General features: G+C 43.3%; 11 protein-coding genes and 1 pseudogene. 8 read left to right on the top strand and 4 right to left on the bottom strand.

Annotated elements, in window-relative coordinates; genetic code table 11:
• Nucleotides 1-110: 110 nt before the first annotated feature.
• From gltB to ppc, 3 genes are all read left to right on the top strand, one after another.
• Nucleotides 111-4664, top strand: a complete 4554-nt coding sequence (gene gltB, locus CUU66_RS10595) for a glutamate synthase large subunit (RefSeq protein WP_101641864.1) — start codon at nucleotides 111-113, stop codon at nucleotides 4662-4664.
• A 19-nt stretch (nucleotides 4665-4683) separates the two neighbouring features.
• A complete protein-coding gene (gltD, locus tag CUU66_RS10600; protein WP_101641867.1) occupies nucleotides 4684-6180 on the top strand; it encodes a glutamate synthase small subunit in 1497 nt (498 codons plus the stop codon).
• A 343-nt stretch (nucleotides 6181-6523) separates the two neighbouring features.
• A complete protein-coding gene (gene ppc / locus CUU66_RS10605) occupies nucleotides 6524-9286 on the top strand; it encodes a phosphoenolpyruvate carboxylase (RefSeq protein WP_101641870.1) in 2763 nt (920 codons plus the stop codon).
• A 288-nt stretch (nucleotides 9287-9574) separates the two neighbouring features.
• Here the strand turns inward: ppc and CUU66_RS10615 are convergent, their stop codons facing one another.
• Together CUU66_RS10615 and CUU66_RS10620 are read right to left on the bottom strand one after the other, a co-directional pair.
• Nucleotides 9575-10210 carry an FMN-dependent NADH-azoreductase gene (locus CUU66_RS10615; RefSeq protein WP_101641875.1) on the bottom strand — a complete coding sequence of 212 codons (636 nt, stop codon included), beginning with the start codon at nucleotides 10208-10210 and terminating at the stop codon, nucleotides 9575-9577.
• Between the two features lie 905 nt (nucleotides 10211-11115).
• Complete coding sequence (locus CUU66_RS10620) at nucleotides 11116-11559, bottom strand: YndM family protein (RefSeq protein ID WP_101641878.1); 444 nt, start codon at nucleotides 11557-11559, stop codon at nucleotides 11116-11118.
• A gap of 212 nt (nucleotides 11560-11771) precedes the next feature.
• Between CUU66_RS10620 and CUU66_RS10625 the strand changes: the two genes are divergently transcribed.
• Entirely contained in the window at nucleotides 11772-13022 is a 1251-nt protein-coding gene (locus CUU66_RS10625; RefSeq protein WP_101641880.1) for an MFS transporter, read from the top strand.
• Nucleotides 13023-13248: 226 nt separating this feature from the next.
• The gene (locus CUU66_RS10630) at nucleotides 13249-13449 is read left to right on the top strand and encodes a cold-shock protein (RefSeq protein WP_101641882.1); all 201 of its coding nucleotides are present in this window, start codon (nucleotides 13249-13251) and stop codon (nucleotides 13447-13449) included.
• Between the two features lie 106 nt (nucleotides 13450-13555).
• Here CUU66_RS10630 and CUU66_RS10635 read toward each other — a convergent pair.
• Nucleotides 13556-14311, bottom strand: a pseudogene (locus CUU66_RS10635) (class I SAM-dependent methyltransferase).
• Between the two features lie 1431 nt (nucleotides 14312-15742).
• Between CUU66_RS10635 and CUU66_RS10640 the strand changes: the two are divergent.
• Entirely contained in the window at nucleotides 15743-16168 is a 426-nt protein-coding gene (locus CUU66_RS10640) for a GNAT family N-acetyltransferase (RefSeq protein ID WP_101641885.1), read from the top strand.
• Nucleotides 16169-16484: 316 nt separating this feature from the next.
• On the opposite strand, the gene CUU66_RS10645 is transcribed toward CUU66_RS10640, so the two are convergent.
• A complete protein-coding gene (locus CUU66_RS10645) occupies nucleotides 16485-17357 on the bottom strand; it encodes a metal-dependent hydrolase (protein ID WP_101641887.1) in 873 nt (290 codons plus the stop codon).
• A gap of 403 nt (nucleotides 17358-17760) precedes the next feature.
• Here CUU66_RS10645 and CUU66_RS10650 point away from each other — a divergent pair, with 403 nt between their 5' ends.
• Nucleotides 17761-18366: a DedA family protein gene (locus CUU66_RS10650; protein ID WP_101641889.1), complete on the top strand. Its 606-nt coding sequence runs from the start codon at nucleotides 17761-17763 to the stop codon at nucleotides 18364-18366.
• Between the two features lie 27 nt (nucleotides 18367-18393).
• The gene (locus CUU66_RS10655; protein ID WP_101641891.1) at nucleotides 18394-18735 is read left to right on the top strand and encodes a nuclear transport factor 2 family protein; all 342 of its coding nucleotides are present in this window, start codon (nucleotides 18394-18396) and stop codon (nucleotides 18733-18735) included.
• Nucleotides 18736-18890 lie beyond the last annotated feature (155 nt).

The following is an 18890-nucleotide window of genomic DNA, read 5'->3' on the forward strand; positions in this document are numbered from 1 at the left end:
GAATCGAGATTAATTTAATCTAAATTATATATTGTTCATATTAATCTGAAAACCTACAATAATATACAACTAAAACTTCGTAAAAAATGAACGAAATGGAGGAGAGAAACGTGACATATCATCAACTACCAGAAGCACAGGGTCTCTACCGTCCCGAATTTGAACATGACGCATGCGGTATTGGCTTATACGCCCATATTAAGGGAGAAGCGTCACATGATATTGTAACGAAAGGGCTGAACATGCTTTGTCAGCTAGACCACCGAGGCGGCCAAGGCAGCGACCCATTAACAGGTGATGGAGCAGGGCTGATGGTTCAGCTCCCGGATAAATTTTTCCGGCTGGAATGCCCTGAATTAAAACTTCCCAAAAATGGCCGGTATGGCGTTGGAATGATTTTCTTTTCAAGAAATGAATCTGAACAAAATGAGATTGAAGGCGTTATTAACAGATTAATCGAAGAAGAGAGACAAATCCTTCTCGGCTGGAGGACAGTTCCTGTAGATATTGAAAAAATCGGGGAAACAGGAAAAGCGACCTGCCCCGTCATCCGGCAGGTTTTTATAGGCGCAAACTCTGCTATTACAGATGACCTTGCGTTTGAACGGAAATTATTCATTATCCGAAAACAGGCAGAAAATTGGGCGAAACAAAAAGAAATTCGCTTTTACTTTGCTAGTCTGTCAAGCAGGACCATTGTTTATAAAGGCTTGCTGGCACCTGAACAAGTAAATGCTTTTTATTTGGATTTGCAGAATGAATCATTTGTGTCAGCGTTTGCTTTAGTTCATTCCCGATTCAGCACGAATACATTTCCAAGCTGGGAGCGTGCGCATCCGAACCGCTATCTAATCCACAACGGTGAAATCAATACCTTGCAAGGCAATATAAACTGGATGAGAGCTCGTGAGCAGCAGTTTATTTCTGAAGCCTTTGGTGAAGAACTGCCAAAAGTGCTGCCTCTGTTGGATACGGATGGAAGCGACTCGTCCATTTTGGATAATGCCCTTGAATTCCTGGTCCTTGCAGGACGTAAGCCCGCACATGCGGCAATGATGCTTATACCTGAGCCGTGGAGTGATAATCCCCATATTTCAAAAGAGAAGAAGGCCTTCTATGAATATCATAGTGCTTTGATGGAGCCCTGGGATGGCCCGACAGCCATTTCTTTTACGGATGGCAGGCAGATTGGAGCAATCCTGGACCGCAATGGGCTACGTCCTGCACGCTATTATGTAACTAAGGATGATTATATTATTTTCTCTTCTGAAGTAGGCGTAATTGATATTGATCCGGAAAATGTGCTTTATAAGGACCGATTAAGTCCAGGGAAAATGCTGCTGATAGATTTGGAGCAGGGGAGGATTATTTCCGATGAATCAATCAAGAAGGAAATGATCGAGGCTCATCCCTATGAGCAGTGGCTCGATGAACAATTAATCAGAATGAACGACATGCTTTTTGAAATGGAAGATGAGCAATTAGCAGATTTAATTACACGTCAAAAAGCTTTCGGTTATACATATGAAGATGTACAGAAATATTTGCTGGCGATTGCAAAGGAAGGAAAAGATCCTCTGGGATCTATGGGAAATGACATGCCGCTTGCCGTTCTGTCCAATCGGCCGCAATCCTTATTCAACTACTTTAAGCAGCTATTTGCGCAGGTAACCAATCCTCCAATCGATTCAATTCGTGAGCAGCTTATTACATCGACCATATCGTATCTTGGTGCTGAAGGGAATCTGCTTCATCCTGATGAAGAAAATGCGCGCAGAATCCAGCTTGGTACTCCTATTCTGACGAATGGGCAGTTAGCTCAAATAAAGGACAATATGGATCGGGAGTTTAAGAGTACTGTCATCGACACATTATTTTCAGAAGATTTGGAGAATAGGCTCACGGAGATTTGCAAGGAAGCCGAAAAGGCGGTTGAAGAAGGAGCAAGTATTCTCATCTTATCAGATCGCAGAATGAACAGGTCTGAAGCGGCGATTCCTCCTTTACTGGCTGCAAGCGCGCTGCATCAGGAGCTGATTAGGAAGGGAGTCCGTACGAAGGCGAGCATTATTATTGAATCAGGGGAAGTCCGGGAAGTCCACCATTTTGCTGCCCTGATTGGCTATGGTGCAGATGCTGTTAATCCTTATCTTGCTTTTGCAGTCTTTAAGCAGGCAGTGGCTGATGGAAGCCTGAAGGCCAGCTATGAAGATGCGGTTAAAAAGTTTGTAAAAGGTGTTACGGAAGGCGTTGTAAAAGTCATGTCTAAAATGGGGATCTCGACCGTACAAAGTTACCGCGGGGCGCAGATTTTCGAAGCAGTAGGAATTGGCACAACCGTCATAGAGCGATATTTTACCGGTACGGCCTCACAACTTGGCGGAATTGAACTAGATACCATTTCTGCAGAAGCAATGATAAGGCACAAAGAAGCCTATGCTGACACCATTGACGATACCTTGGAGTCCGGCAGCGATTTTCAATGGAGAAAAACCGGCGAGCATCATGCGTTTAATCCAAAAACGATTCATACACTGCAATGGGCGACCAGAAAAGGCGATTATCAATTATTTAAACAGTATTCGCAAATGGCAAATGAGGAGAGAATAGGCTTCTTGCGCAATCTGTTTACATTCAACAACGAACGGATACCGGTACCAATTGAAGAAGTGGAATCAGTTACCTCCATTGTACGCCGCTTTAAATCTGGAGCGATGTCTTTCGGCTCATTAAGCAAAGAGGCGCATGAAACGCTGGCAATTGCCATGAACCGTCTCGGAGCTAAAAGTAATTCCGGTGAAGGCGGGGAAGATTCGTCAAGATATGAAGTGGATGAAAATGGGGATAACCGTCGCAGCCGCATCAAGCAAATTGCTTCGGGCCGTTTCGGTGTAAAAAGCCATTATCTGGTCAATGCAGATGAACTGCAAATCAAGATGGCTCAAGGAGCAAAGCCTGGGGAAGGCGGGCAGCTTCCTGGGAACAAGGTATATCCATGGGTTGCTGAAGTGCGAGGCTCAACACCGGGAGTCGGCCTTATATCACCGCCGCCGCACCACGATATCTACTCGATAGAAGATTTGGCCCAGCTTATTCACGATCTGAAAAATGCAAATCGAAACGCAAGGATCAGCGTGAAATTGGTGGCGAAGGCTGGTGTCGGTACGATTGCTGCAGGTGTGGCAAAAGGAGCCGCAGACGTAATTGTGATAAGCGGCTATGATGGAGGAACCGGGGCTTCGCCAAAAACAAGCATTAAACATACCGGGCTTCCATGGGAGCTTGGTCTTGCCGAGGCGCATCAAACACTGATGATAAATGGGCTAAGAGATCGTGTCGTACTCGAAACGGACGGCAAGCTGATGACAGGAAGAGATGTGGTGATGGCTGCATTGCTTGGAGCAGAAGAGTATGGATTCGCCACAGCCCCTCTCATCGTGCTTGGATGTGTGATGATGCGTGCCTGCCATTTAGATACTTGCCCGGTTGGGGTGGCGACACAAAATCCTGAACTGCGTGAAAAGTTCACTGGCCACGCAGACTATGTTGTGAATTATATGCGTTTTGTCGCACAGGAAGTCCGCGAGCTGATGGCAGAGCTTGGCTTTAGAACTGTTGATGAAATGGTCGGCAGAACGGATGTATTGAACATGAGCGACCGTGCGAAAGCGCATTGGAAAGCAAAGCATCTGGATTTGACCGCACTGTTATATCAGCCTGAGGGAATTCGTACTTTCCGCAGCCCGCAAAATCATAAGATTGACCAATCGCTTGATATGCTGGAAATTCTGCCGGCGGTGCAATGTGCAATAGACGGGCTGGATCCGATCGATCTCACCTTCCCGATTACCAACGTCAATCGTGTAGCTGGCACGATTGTAGGAAGTGAGATTTCCAAACGATATGGTGAGGCCGGGCTGCCTGACAATACCATCACACTTAGGTTTATAGGTTCCGCCGGACAGAGTTTTGGGGCATTCGTTCCGAAAGGTATGTCCATGTATGTCACAGGAGATGCCAATGATTATCTAGGCAAAGGATTATCGGGCGGCAGACTGATCTTAAAATCACCTGCTGCTTCAAGGCTGGCTTCAGCAGAGAATGTCATTGCCGGAAATGTGGCACTATATGGCGCAACAAGCGGTGAAGCCTATATTAATGGACGCGCCGGTGAGCGTTTCGCGGTCCGCAACAGTGGTGCAAACGTGGTTGTTGAAGGAATCGGCGATCATGGCTGTGAATATATGACCGGAGGCACCGTCGCTATTTTAGGAAATACCGGCAAGAACTTTGGTGCAGGAATGTCAGGCGGAATTGCCTATGTGCTTGCTGATGACCAGGAAGAGTTCAAGTCATTATGCAATCAGGAAATGATAGGTTTTGAAGCGCTTGAAAATTTAGAGGAAATTACGGAAGTACATCAAATGATATCGCGTCATTTTGAATATACCGAGAGTCCGAAGGCCCAATATGTCCTGGAGAATTGGGACCGATTCGTTACAAAATTTGTTAAGGTAATTCCAAAAGATTATAAGCGGATGATGGAACGCATCAAGCAGGAGAAGCTGGCCGGGCTTACCGATGAGCAAGCCATCCTAAGTGCGTTTCAGGCAAATGCTGCTAAAGAAAAAGCGCCATTAAAAGATAAGGAAGCAGTCATTTAATAAGAAAGGAGAGAGGAATATGGGAAAAGCAACAGGATTTATGGAATATAGCCGTGAAAAAGCTAAAGAGCGAAATCCATTGACACGTATCAGCGACTGGAAAGAATATTCAGCTCCTTTCTCTGATGAAATGGCAAGCCGCCAGGGAGCAAGGTGCATGGATTGTGCCACGCCTTTCTGCCATATGGGCATGGAATTGGACCGTGGGACAGCAGGCTGCCCGATTCATAATCTGATCCCCGAGTGGAATGATTTAGTCTATCGCGGCAGATGGAAAGAGGCATTGGAGCGCCTGTTAAAAACCAATAATTTTCCGGAATTTACAGGCCGCGTTTGCCCGGCCCCATGTGAAGGATCGTGCACTCTGGCCATTACGGACCCGGCGGTTACCATTAAAAACATTGAACGAACCATCATCGATAAAGGATTTGAGAACGGGTGGATCACGCCAAGGATCCCTGAACGCCGCACCGGCAAAAAGATTGCCATCGTCGGTTCTGGCCCGGCAGGAATGGCTGCAGCAGACCAGCTGAATCAGGCAGGTCACTCCGTTACCATTTATGAGCGTTCAGACCGTGCCGGCGGTTTGCTGATGTATGGCATTCCCAATATGAAGCTGGAAAAGGACATCGTGCAGCGCAGAATCAATTTGCTGATCCAGGAAGGCATCGACATCATCACGAATACCGAAATTGGAAAAGACATTACATCCGAGGAGCTCAAGAGCCAGTATGATGCAGTAATACTTTGCACGGGAGCCCAAAAGCAGCGTGATTTGGTCGTAAAAGGCCGGAATGTGAAAGGAGTCCATTTCGCGATGGACTACCTGACGACCACTACGAAAAGCTTATTGGATTCCGAATCTAAGGATGGGCAGTTTATTGATGTACAAGGCAAGGACGTCATCGTAATCGGAGGCGGGGATACCGGTGCTGACTGTGTCGCCACGGCCCTCCGTCAAAACTGTCGCAGCGTGGTACAATTCGGCAAGCATCCGCAGCTGCCTGCATCACGCGGCGCCGATAATATGTGGCCGGCACAGCCTGATGTATATACCCTGGACTATGCTTATGAAGAAGCAGAAGCAAAGTTTGGGAGAGACCCGCGCCAATATCTAATTCAGACAAAGGAAATTGTTTCAGATGAAGATGGGAATGTAAAAGAGCTGATTACGATTCAGATGGAAAAAGTTAAATCAGAAAGCGGACGATATGTGTTTAACGAGATTCCCGGAACAGAGAAAGTATGGCCGGCTCAGCATGTGTTCATCGCAATCGGCTTTGAAGGCACAGAACAGCCGCTGTTAACTCAATTTGGCGTAACAACACGCAACAATAAAATCGATGCTGCATATGGGGAATACACAACAAATGTTGAAGGTGTATTCGCTGCCGGTGACGCGAGAAGAGGCCAAAGCTTGATCGTATGGGCGATTAATGAAGGCCGTGAAGCAGCAAGGGAAGTTGACCGTTATTTGTTGGGCGCAGGAGGTGCCGTAATTCTGGCCAAAAAATGAATGAGATAGTGACGCGATTCGGAAGTATGTAAAAAGTGACCACCTGACTAACACTTATCACTCTCCTTTCTGCGAGCTTGGGATTTTAGTGGAATGTATAGGAAAGCAAGATGGCATGGTCATCTGGTTGGGCTCTAAAAATAGACCGCATATGGGATGCGAAAAGAAGGTAACAAATGTCCTCACATTAAAGGAGTCAACTATTAGGAACAACCAGATGAAGGGTTTTGGCTGTCCAATTACAGTTTGTTCAAAAAGCCCCTATGTACATTTATGAACAAGCGAATAAGTTCATGGTATATTAATAACAACTTGGTGATACATATGATAGGAAGGTGAGACCATGGCCATAGAAACGCAAGCGAATGACAGCACCCTTCCGCTCAGGCGGGATGTGAAAATGCTTGGGAACATACTTGGAGAAATCCTCGTATATAACGGGGGGAATGAGCTGTTTGAAAAGGTCGAGAAAATAAGATTAATGTGCAAAGATCTCCGAGACTCTTTTGACAGAAAAATCTACACAGAACTTAAATTGGTAATAAGCAGCCTGGAACCAAAAATGAGGATACAGGTAATCCGTGCTTTTGCGGTCTATTTCCATTTAATCAATGCCGCCGAACAGAACCACCGTATTAGGAGAAGGCGTGAATATCAAATCAAAGAGGATGCCAAAAAGCAGCCAGGTTCAATCGAAAGCGCGATAATCTCACTTAGGGAAGACAGCGTCAACGCTGAGGTAATCCGGAATGTACTAGAGGAACTTTCTCTGGAGCTGGTCATTACCGCTCATCCTACTGAGGCAACAAAGCGGTCGATTCTTGAACTTCAAAAGCGTATAGCCAATTTGTTGACTAATCTCGACAACCCGCTCTTGTCAAAAAAGGAGCGAAAAAGAATCGAGGAAAGCTTATATAATGAAGTTGCCGCCCTCTGGCAGACAGATGAGCTGAGGGACAGGAAGCCGACCGTCATTGACGAAGTCCGAAACGGATTATATTATTTTGACCAAACTCTATTTGACGTCCTTCCCGATATACATCAGGAGGTTGAAGAATCACTTGAGGAGCACTATCCAAATGAAACATGGAAAGTTCCGACATTTTTAAGGTTCGGGTCATGGATTGGCGGTGACCGGGACGGAAATCCCTTTGTGACCGCTGAGGTTACTTGGGAAACGTTGCTTCGTCAGCGCAGGCTCGTTTTAAAAAAATATAAAACAGTCCTTGTGGAATTAATGAAGCGTTTCAGCCACTCGACCAACAGGGTCAAGGTCAGCGATGAACTTCTGGATTCCATACACCGGGAAGAAGTGGATTACTTGCCGGAAGAAAAGCGCTGGACTGTAGTGGAAGAACCGTACCGGAGAAAGTTTGCTCTCATGATTGAAAGGATACAGCAAGTCGCACAAGGTGGCGATATCGGCTACAAAGAGCCGCAAGAGTTCCTTAAAGATCTAGAAATGATCAAACGGAGTGTATATCTGCATCATCCCGAAACCCGCGAATTAAAGATGCTTGAAAAGCTGATCAGGCAGATAAAACTGTTTGGGTTCCATCTGGCTACACTAGATATACGAAACCATAGCGGTGAACATGAGGCGGCAATCACGGAGATTTTGAACAAAGTCAAAATTACCGAGGATTACCGTTCGCTTGAAGAGCAAGAGAAACAGGAAATCCTTCAGAAGCTGCTTCAGGACCCGAGGCCGGTTTTGCTTTTACACGATGAATATACGAAGGAAACGCAGGAAATCATCCGCGTCTTCCAATTAATCAGGGAAGCGCATGAGGAATTTGGCAAGGATTCGATCTCCGTTTACCTGGTGAGCATGACCGAATCCGAGAGCGACCTGCTTGAAGTACTTTTGTTGGCTAAAGAGGCGGGTATATACAGGCTGCATTCAGATGGAACCGTGGAATCTGATCTCAATGTGGCGCCATTGCTTGAAACGATAGAAGACTTAACTGCAGGGCCTAGAATTATGGAAAACTTGTTCAATATGCCAGTATTCCGGGAGCATTTGAAAAAGCATGGAAACCGGCAGGAAATTATGCTAGGATACTCGGATGGAAGCAAGGACGGAGGCACACTGACTGCCAACTGGAAGCTGTACAAAGCACAGATTGAAATTCATCAGATGGCGAAAAGGCATTCTATCAGGCTGAAGTTTTTCCACGGGCGCGGCGGATCGTTAGGACGCGGCGGCGGACCGTTAAACAGAAGCCTTTTGTCACAGCCAGCTGAAACATTTGGTGATGGAATTAAGATAACCGAACAAGGGGAGGTATTGTCTTCACGCTATTTACTTGAAGATATCGCCTACCGCAGCCTTGAGCAGGCAACCTCAACTATGCTTGAGGTTGCCGGACATGTCTCGAATGAATCTGAGCAGCAAATCCTGGATCCGCGTTTTGTTCGGGCCATTGAAGAAATATCATCGGCTTCTTATGCGAAGTATCAGTCACTTGTCTTTGAGGATAAGGACTTCTTAACCTATTTCAATCAGGCCACTCCGTTGAACGAGCTCGGCGAACTTAATATCGGGTCACGGCCGATGGCCAGGAAGAACTCGACAAAGTTTGAAAATCTTCGTGCGATTCCATGGGTATTTGCTTGGACCCAAAGCAGGCAGCTGCTGCCTGGCTGGTACGCGGCTGGAACAGGTCTTGAAAGTTTCGCTTCGGCGGGTGCTGAGAATCTGGCGCTTTTACAGGATATGTATGAAAAATGGCCGTTTTTTCGCTCAACCATTGATAATTTGCAGATGGCCTTGACCAAGGCCGATATTACGACGGCAAAGGAATATGCTTCACTTGTTGAGGATGACGGAATCGGGACAAGGATATTCAGAAATATTAAAGACGAGTATAGACGGACGAAGGAAATATTGCTGGCGATTTCCGGAGACTCCGAGCTCCTTGACCACGCACCCAATATTAAGGATTCGGTTAAGAGGAGAAATCCATACGTCGACCCGCTTAATTTTATTCAAGTTGAGCTGATTAAGGAATTACGGAACAAAGAGCAAGAGGATGAGGCACTAATGACCCAGGTGCTTTTAACTATAAGCGGTATTGCAGCAGGGCTCAGAAATACAGGGTAAGGATAGCCTTATATTAAATGGGCGGGGCACTCTTGAAGAGTGTCCTGTTTTTATGTATTTAGCTATGTTAAAGGTCTTTGTTGATTATTGCACGATGTTGATTGGAACGGATATGCGAGACTCCCGCGGGAAAAGCGGGGCAAGGGAGACCCCACAGGCGTCAATGCCGAGGAGGCTCCCGAAACGCCCCGCGGAAAGCGAGTGCCTGCTAGCTGCAATCAACAGCCATGTTTAACAGAGCTTAAACAGAATAAAGAGCATGCAAGGGTTACCCCTGCATGCTTTAGCTTAAAATGATTTAGCACGTTCTGATGCTTCTTGAACGCCTTTTTCCTTAATTTCCTGGGCACGGTCAGGGTACTGATTGTGTCCCTCGATAAATACTCCTTCAAAAGATGGTACACCAAAGAACTGCATGATAGTAGAAAGGTAACGATGACCCATTTCCATTTCCGCAGCCGGCCCCTCGGAGTAAATACCTCCTCGTGCCTGGATATGCAGAGCCTTCTTATCTGTTAAGAGCCCGACTGGGCCTTGCTCTGTGTATTTAAATGTTTTCCCTGAAACACAGATTGAATCAATGTATGCTTTCATAACAGGAGGAAATGAGAAATTCCAGAGCGGAGTCACAAAAACATATTTATCGGCAGAAACGAACTGTTCCACAAGCTCCGAGAGCCTTCCAACCTTTGATTTTTCCTCAGCGGAGAGATCGTCGAATGCAGTACCGGACTGAAGCTTGCCCCATCCGCTAAAAACGTCCGTATCTATATGAGGAATGTTTTCTTTATATAAATCAAGTTGAATAACCTCATCACCGGGATTGCTTTCTCTGTATGACTCAACAAAGGCTTTTCCGGCAGCCATACTGAAGGATTGCCTTTCATCATGGGGATGTGCTGTAATGTAAAGTAATGTAGCCATTTAATTAAATTCCTGCCTTTCCAAAGATGAATTTAAGGATAATTCCTCCTTATTCTGCTTTAATTCCTTAAACCTATTCGTCATAAACCTAGATATAATAAGAATTAAATAAAAGGCTCTTTTCTAAAAGATTGTTGTTTTTTAATAGTGCGGTGAACCTACCCAATTGTTAAACAGGTTGATTGGAACGGAAGGTGCGAGACTCCTGCGGGAGCAGCGGGTATTGTCCGGTTCCAAGCAGAGACCCTCGAGTCATAAGCCAATCAGTCCATGAGAAGAAAAACCGCTTCTCACGGCCTGCTCGTCTTATGCTTTTCAGGTCTCTGCCTTCCCTAAAATTTTGTGTTGATAAAAGATGAGCTTATCATAAGAGTTCTAAAACAATGTTATTGGGAAGGCACCGCTTTCCGCTTTTCTTTTTGTCCAGCTCCGGACTGACACCGCGGGTCTAGCCAATCGCCATTAAAAGGCAAAATCGGCCTTTTACTGCCGCTAGTCTTATGCCGGGCTAACGCACGAAGCACAGGATGTGCGAGCCAGGCGGGGCCACAGGACGTGGCGTTACGAGCGTGGTAAGGGCGACTAGGCTTCTGTCTTCGCTGTCGCTTGCCAATCAGCAAGTCTTCTTTATCAGGTGTCTGCTTTTCTTTTAGCGTTTTGCCTCTAATTAAAAAAGATCATCATACAGCTTTTGGATGGATCTTTTCTTGAAAAGCACCCTCCTCCGCTTTTTCGATCAGGTGAGACCCCACAGGCGAAGCCGAGGAGGCTCGGGCGCCCGCCCCTAAGGTCCGCGAGCATCCTCACGTTCCAATCAACCCCCTTGTTCAAAGACAACAAAGTTTGCGAAAACAGCCAAATAAAAAAACACTGACATGAATACGCCAGTGTGATACCAAAGCTAATCACTTTAAATTTTTATTTGCAGAAGGATTTTGTTCTTCGGCAAATTCCGTTCCATAAGCAAGCTTGGGATTGATTGTTCTCTCCATTGTTTCTTTTGTATCTTTAGCCGTGTTGAGGACGTAGCGGTGAATCAAAACTTCAGCAGCGGCAAAAATTCCGGCCGAGATGATGCTTCCCCAAGCAATCTGCAGGTATGTATCAAGAAGAATGCTTCCGAAAATCCATACAGCTAAATAAGTTAAGGTAAACTCAATTATGACGGTGTGTATATGGCCAAGCCGCGGAAGGGCAATAATATCTCCTAATAAAAAAGTAATCAAAGATGCAACGAAACTAAACGAAACGATATCAGCAATTGTTGCGTCAAAAAACAAATCAAGTCCGATGGCAAAGGCTATGAGACAGGCTATGAATTTAATAATAAAAGTTAATAGCAGTTTCACTATTTCTCCTCCTTTTTTGTAATTAGTATTAACAATTGTGTGAAATTCATACCTTTATCCTAGGGATTATGTAATAAAAAGAGTGGTTGTGTAATTCTTTAAATATGGTAAAGTTTGGAGTAAGAATTTTCGAATAAGTTAACTCAGAGCTAATCAGAAAAAAATTTTGAGTAAATAGCAGATAGCTCTGATCCATAAAAAAGGGGGGCTTTATGAGTTCTTTAGAAACAAGACGTTTTGAAAGAGAATTAACTTTTATCCAGCCATTTAAGAAATCACAGTATTTTTCAGCTCTATTTTTTGGACAGGTGTTTTCACTCTTAGGAAGCAGCATTACAAATGTGATTCTGCCTGTTGTGGTACTACAGCTCTCTAATTCCACAGCGAAAATGGGAATGGTTATGGCACTTTATATGCTGCCTTTCGTCTTGCTGCTCCCATTTTCTGGCGTCCTGGTTGATAAACTGAATAAGATATACATTATGCTCTTGGTCGATTTAATCCGGTTTATATTTTTAACGATTTTAGCCATTTTAGCTTTCAGTGATGGATTAAACATGATGTTTTTATTTGTGTTTATGTTTTTATTAGGATGTATGGATAGCTTTTTTCAGCCCGCCTATTCATCAGTCAGGGCAAAGGTGTTTACACCGGACATTCGAAATGCGGCTAATTCCATCACGCAGATTAGTTTTCATGGATTGAAGATATTTGGTCCTATTTTAGGCGGGGTGCTTATTACATCCGTATCTTCCGCCTGGGGATTTGGCATCGATGCTTTCACCTATATTATTTCATTCATTTTCCTGCTCAGTCTTCGGACACTTGAATTTCAAACCTCCGGAGTTACAAAAGAACTTTCAATTAAGAAGGATTTTATAGAAGGAATTGATGTATTAAAACAGCAGTCTTGGTTATGGATAACCATTCTGGCTTTTTCGTTTATCAATATCTTTACTGGAGGAATCATAAGAATATTGATTCCCTGGCTTATTAATGTGTACCATGAATTTGAGCCTGTAGTGTACGGCCTTGTTTTGTCCGCATCTGGTGCAGGTGCAATAATATGCGGGATCATCTTCGGGTTAAGAAAAGAATGGTCCAGACGAGGGCCGCTGGCATATGGCGGTGTAGCCATATGCGGGATTTCGCTTCTAGTGACTCCTTTTGCTTCAAGCGTTCCATTATTGATGATCTGCATGTTTGTGAATGGGGCAGGGCTCATGCTATTTGGCCTAATATGGGAAACAAGCCTTCAAGAACTGGTGCCGGAAGAGAAATTTGGCCGAGTGGCAAGCCTTGATATGCTGGGCTCATTCGCTCTGCTTCCGCTGGGCTATCTTCTGATCGGCTGGATAGCAGAAGCTGCTGGAGAAATACAAACTCTGGTTTTTTCAAGTATTATCATCATTGTAGTATCTGCTGGAGTCATGTTTAACAAAGGCATACGGAATTTTAATTAAGCGTGAAGGCAAGGAAATGAAAAAATACGATCCTTCTGGGAAGGGTCGTTTATATGCTTTATCCAATTTCCAGAAAATCAAGACATGACATTTGAAAAGGCTAACTAAAATGCAAAATAAAAAGAATTTTTTTACGATGAATATGTTTTAATTAGGAGAATGCTGGATATAATACATAGGCAAGGAAATTGCAAAATTTTTATAGTTATATGTAGGAGGCAACAAAATGGAACGTGGTAAAGTAAAATGGTTCAACAGTGAAAAAGGCTTTGGTTTTATTGAGCGCGAAGGTGGAGAAGATGTATTTGTTCATTTCTCAGCTATTCAGGGCGAGGGGTACAAATCATTAGATGAAGGCCAGGAAGTTACATTTGATGTTGAACAAGGCCAGCGCGGACCGCAAGCGACAAACGTACAAAAGGTCTAAGCGGATATAATAAACAGACTCTAGCAGAGTCTGTTTTTATTTAATATGAAAATTCAAGTTAAACAAGGGATTTTGGCTGTCAACCAATAGATCCCTTGTTTTGTTTTTATGCTCTGGCAGCTTCAAAAATGAAACTGCGGGAGCGGCTGGCCGGCTGTGTATCAAAGTTAAAGTCCGCACTGACGGTAACCTGAGTAAATCCGATTTTTTCAAGTATCATTCTTAATTCTTCAATACCATACCAGCGGATGGCAAAACGCTGTAATTCCGTTTTAAGCAGTGAACCGTTAAGACACTTTTATACTTCAAATATGAAACTTTGCACTGATTATAAAAATCGGCTTCAACAAGCTTGTCTTCCATAGTGATCGTATCACCATTAAGGCAGGTAACTGTAGAAGAGCGTTTTACCTTCCCAGTCTCAAAATTTGAGTCTGGCAGGAAATATCAAATATCAAACGTCCGCCCGGCATAAGATGTTGATAGAGATTCTTTAAAGCCAGGAGGGATTCTTCATGGTCCTCAATCAGTAAAAAAGATCCTCCTGGTATGATGATCGCTTCATATTCCCTAAAGGGAAGAGAGAGGTCCTGTAAGCTGGATTGATATAGATTCGTATTTAGATCAAGCTCTTTACACCGATCCCGGCATGAAGAAGCATTTCGACACCGTCTACCTTCAGCACGGCCTTGAGGAGAGGTATAAGTACTCGGCCGGAACCTGCCATGGCTTCAAGGATCCTTCCTTTACTATTCGCAAGCCGCTGTTGATAATATTCAATATCACCGCCAAACGACTGTCCGATTTTTTTAGTCAAATCATATACCTCAGTACAAAGTTCTCCATAATGACTAAACGACATATATAGTTCCTCCATGTTTCTTTGGGCATGGAAGCAGGATTGATCAGCCTCTCTGCACCATTTTTAAGCGATATGTTTTGTATAAGCTGAAAGTCTTCATTTTCATCCCCCATTTCTACTTTTATTTAATTAAATTATTTAATTTTAGGAGTATTCAGTCAAGTGTTTTTAAGATGAACGAGATTTTAGTTGATGAAAACAAGAATGGTAAAAAAAGATTATGTAATAGTTAAGCCTTGGGAATTCCAAGGCTTGGCTTGTGATGATGAAATAATTTTTATCTTTAGGCTCTTTTCTAAAAGATGGTTGTTTTTTAATAGTTCGGTGAACCTACCCTATTGTTAAACAGGTTGATTGGAACGTAAGGTGCGAGACTCCTTGATCCAGCTGCAAGCTGAGACCCTCGAGTCATAAGCCAATCCGTCTATGGGGAGAAAAGCACTCCCCACAGCCGGATTGGCTTATGCTTGTCGGGTCTCTGCCTGCCATTTTGTTTACCATTTTATATCTATTTGGATTAACACTGAGCTTTTAATATTTATATGTTGGGCAGGCACCGCTTTCCGCTTTTCTGTGCGGGAGCAGCGGGACAGGTGAGACCCCACAGGCGAAGCCGAGGAGGCTCAGCGCCCGCCCCTAAGGTCCGCGAGCATCCTCACGTTCCAATCAACCCCCTTGTTCAAAAACAACAAAGTTTGCTAAAACAGCCTATCTTTATACTGGTTCCTTTGGAATACAGAAATCTTCTATAATATTTTAACGTAAACGGACTGTTGCCAATTCTTTTAAAGAGTATAGCGGATCTAGTTTCTATTTGGTTTAATGTGTTCCCTTATGAACATATGATGCCGTATGACTGCAAACCAGCAAGGGAAATGGTGGCCCGTTTTTGCCGGGAAACCAGTATTTTTCATGGATCTATCTTATTGTTGGCAAATGTTTTTGCAGATTGACTGCCAGCTCTGGAAAAAACAGGTTTTTTAGATAAGGTTTTGATTGAATTTGAAGGAAGTAGAACCACGCAATATGGTTTATGCTTACCTTCTAGGTAAATATGTTTATATGTTGAAGGTTTATGCTTATGTTTTCCAAATTTGTGATTATCCCCCTTCTTCCTATGCTTAGGTTGGTCTTTATGCTTATCGGGCGGCCTTTATACTTTTCTTTTCAAGAATATACTGATTGCAGGCAGCGGCGCTTCTAGCAAATCGGGGTTCGTCTTTTTGCAGGAAACCAGATTATCGTGCCGGGCTGGACCGTAATCGTATACAGAAAAGGGCTGACGAGAATTTTTCAACAATCAGAGCCTTGGAAAAGTTTTTCAAAAAAATCCGATTCCCAGTTAATTTTTTTCAAACAAACGATTACTATTAAAACAGATACTAGTGCAAGCCGCTAAAACGATTTGTTAATAGCTAAGGAGAATCAGGTATGAAAACAGTCGAATTAATGTCCGAATCAGAATTTATACAGGCATTTCCATTGATGCTTCAATTATGTGATCATTTGAGTCAACAAGAGTACATTCAATTATTGAATGAGATGAGGAAGGAAGGCTATCGGCTTTTTGCCCTTTTGGACGAAGAAAACCGGATGACGGCACTTGCAGGGGTCTTCATTCATATCGACTTTTTTAACGGGAAATATTTATGGATATCTGAGCTGGTAACCTGCCAGGAAACAAGATCCAATGGAATCGGCAAACTATTAATGAAGGACATTGAGGATTTTGCAAAGAAAGAAAAATGCAAGAAAGTCATCACTTATTCTGGTCTTTCTAGGGATAAGGCCCATCACTTCTGGGAAAACCATATGGGATGTGAGAGGCGGGGGATTGTATTCAAAAAAGAGCTATGATAAGAATAAAATGGGATTAAAAAGATGGTTTAATAGCCTTATTTGGCTGAAAAACCATCTTCTTTTATTTGGCTGCATTTTAGGTCGTGTTTTAGTAGGCTGCAAGCCCTTTTAGAAAAAAGCCCCGGGTATATTTCTGCTTTTCCTTAAAGTTTCTTATGTTATGCTTATCTTTTAAAACATTTATGCTCAGGCTTTAGGACTTTAGTTAAAGAACTTTAAGCTGATCTTTTACATTCATACTTCATATTACCGCATAGGCTTTATATAAGTGTTTTGTGCTTAGGACCGGTCGTTAATACGGATTTCCAGGAACTCACTTTTTCTCTATAAACTCAAATAAAAAAGATTCACCATTTCTATAAAAACGGGGATCATATATTCCGAGTTTTTCTTTATCGTTGACAATGACTACAAATGGGGACCACTGGTATAGGGTCCGCGCTTTAGGATTTTGTCTAAACAAAGTTTCTAAGGCAGAGGAATTTTCGCTCGATGTGAGCCTGTATTGGTGGACAGGCTTGGTCAGCAAAGAGTCATGGAGGATGTCCACTGTTCCGCCGTTTTTACCAATTACAGAAAAGTGCCATGGAATAAAGCTTGCCGATAAGGCTACCTGATCGTATCCCGGTTTGTATTGATTATATAGGATATATCCCTGTGCAGATTGAACGAGAATATGCAGACAGATGACCCCCCAGGCAATCCGGTATATGGAATATTCCTTTACGGAGCTGCGAGTTTTAGAAACTATAAATGAAAAGATAAATATGAACCAGATAACGAAATCAATTATTGATAGAGTTCCAAACGTCAGCCGATGACTTATGAATGGCTCTAAATATCCCGTGCCCCACGCGTTAAACACATCACTTGTATCATGGATGAAGACACCAAGTAGGGCAGTATAAAACAGTCTGGAACTTTTCACTTTAAATAATAACCAGCTTAGAACATAAAACAAAAAAGCCCAAATGGGTATTAGAAAAACAGAATGTGTAATTCCACGATGCCACATTTGATACTGCCCGGCGGTATCCCAAAACTGGGATAATACATCACTGTCAGGAATCTGGCTTGCTCCAATGGCTGTAAAAAGCATGGCATATTTTTCTCTTTTGCTCAAGCGGGTCTTATTGGCTGCCTTATATAAGCCTGCGCCAAAAAGGGTATGTGTAATTGTGTCCACGATTCACCAACTCTTAAAGGATATGATATACCATTTTCAGCGTAAATCCGCTAAATGTAAAGGCGAAAGATAAGGTTTTAACCTTTCATAATCTTTTTGGGGATGATATAGTTCAAGGCAGGCAGGACTTACTATACTCACGATTCGCGTAATTTGAAAAAATACAAAGGCCATAAAGGTTGAAAAAAGCTCAGGTCATGATTTTTATCAAAGTCTGTACCGAAGATGTGACCTGAAAATGACTATAAAGGAAGAGAAGAACTGTACATAGCTCGCAAATGTGAACGGGGGATGGCAGATGATTTGAAAAAAGGCCTCCTTATTTATTACCGGTAAAATTGCTTATGAAAGATGAGCCTGAACAACCGAGGCCCTTTAAAAACAGAATCAGCGGGGTGAATCTATGGAAAATTGGATAACAGAGTTTATGAGTCATTACGGATACTTTGGGGTGTTTCTCCTCATTGCTCTGGAAAACATCTTTCCGCCAATACCTTCAGAAGTAATTTTAACCTTCGGAGGGTTTATGACTACAACAACAGAGTTAAGTGTAACAGGCGTAATTTTAGCATCGACTTTTGGCTCAGTAGCTGGTGCAGCAGCCTTATATGGAGCAGGGTATCTCCTGAAAGTCGAACGGTTAGAAGCAATAGTAAGGAAGTGGGGGCGTTTTTTACGTCTAAAAACAGATGATATCCACAGGGCAAATGCTTGGTTTGATAAATATGGGGCCTGGACTGTTTTATTCTGCAGGCTGATTCCTCTAATCAGGAGTTTAATCTCCATTCCAGCTGGAATATCTAAGATGAATTTTTGGGTGTTTCTCCTCTTTACAACTGCAGGCACACTGATCTGGAACACTATACTTGTAAATGTAGGGGCTGCCTTCGGTTCTTCCTGGGAAGACATTGTCGGTTACATGGATACCTATTCGTCCGTGACCTACATTATTTTAGCGGTAATGGTTATCGTGATTTTTATATTTTTTATCAGGAAAAGAAGTAAATAATTCACTGGAAACAAGGAGGGAAAGTCTATGAGTCTATCACCTGTCGAACTTGCTAAAAAGCAGTTAGATGCATACAACAGGCAGGACATTGATGCTTTCTTAAGTGCATATAGTTCAAATGTTGAAGTTAGGGAGTTTCCTTCCAATAATCTAATATACTCCGGTAATGATAAAATGCGGGAGGTATATACTAATTTATTTAAAGCGAATCCTAAACAGCATGCAGAATTAAAGGCAAGGACAGCCCATCTTAACGTTGTAATAGATCATGAACTTGTAACTGGCAGAACGAACCGTATTGATGCAGAAGCAGTGGCGATGTATGAGATTAAAGATGGTTCCATATCAAAGGTATGGTTTATTAAGTAGGCTGTTTTCGCAAACTTTGTTGCTATTGCACAAGGGGTTGATTTCCACTACAGGATGCTCGCTTTCCGCGGGGCGGGCGCTGAGACTCCTCGGCTTCGCCTGTGGGGTCTCACCTGTCCCGCTGCTCCCGCAGGAGTCTCGCACCTTACGTTCCA

The sequence above is a fragment of the Peribacillus deserti genome, assembly GCF_002863585.1.
Lineage (GTDB): Bacteria > Bacillota > Bacilli > Bacillales > DSM-1321 > Paraperibacillus > Paraperibacillus deserti_A.

Bases quoted from the DNA above. Each gene is read 5' to 3' on its own strand.
- gltD (WP_101641867.1), top strand. From the start codon at position 4,684: ATGGGAAAAGCAACAGGATTTATGGAATATAGCCGTGAAAAAGCTAAA.
- ppc (WP_101641870.1), top strand. From the start codon at position 6,524: ATGGCCATAGAAACGCAAGCGAATGACAGCACCCTTCCGCTCAGGCGG.
- CUU66_RS10615 (WP_101641875.1), bottom strand. From the start codon at position 10,210: ATGGCTACATTACTTTACATTACAGCACATCCCCATGATGAAAGGCAA.
- CUU66_RS10625 (WP_101641880.1), top strand. From the start codon at position 11,772: ATGAGTTCTTTAGAAACAAGACGTTTTGAAAGAGAATTAACTTTTATC.
- CUU66_RS10630 (WP_101641882.1), top strand. From the start codon at position 13,249: ATGGAACGTGGTAAAGTAAAATGGTTCAACAGTGAAAAAGGCTTTGGT.
- CUU66_RS10640 (WP_101641885.1), top strand. From the start codon at position 15,743: ATGAAAACAGTCGAATTAATGTCCGAATCAGAATTTATACAGGCATTT.
- CUU66_RS10650 (WP_101641889.1), top strand. From the start codon at position 17,761: ATGGAAAATTGGATAACAGAGTTTATGAGTCATTACGGATACTTTGGG.
- CUU66_RS10655 (WP_101641891.1), top strand. From the start codon at position 18,394: ATGAGTCTATCACCTGTCGAACTTGCTAAAAAGCAGTTAGATGCATAC.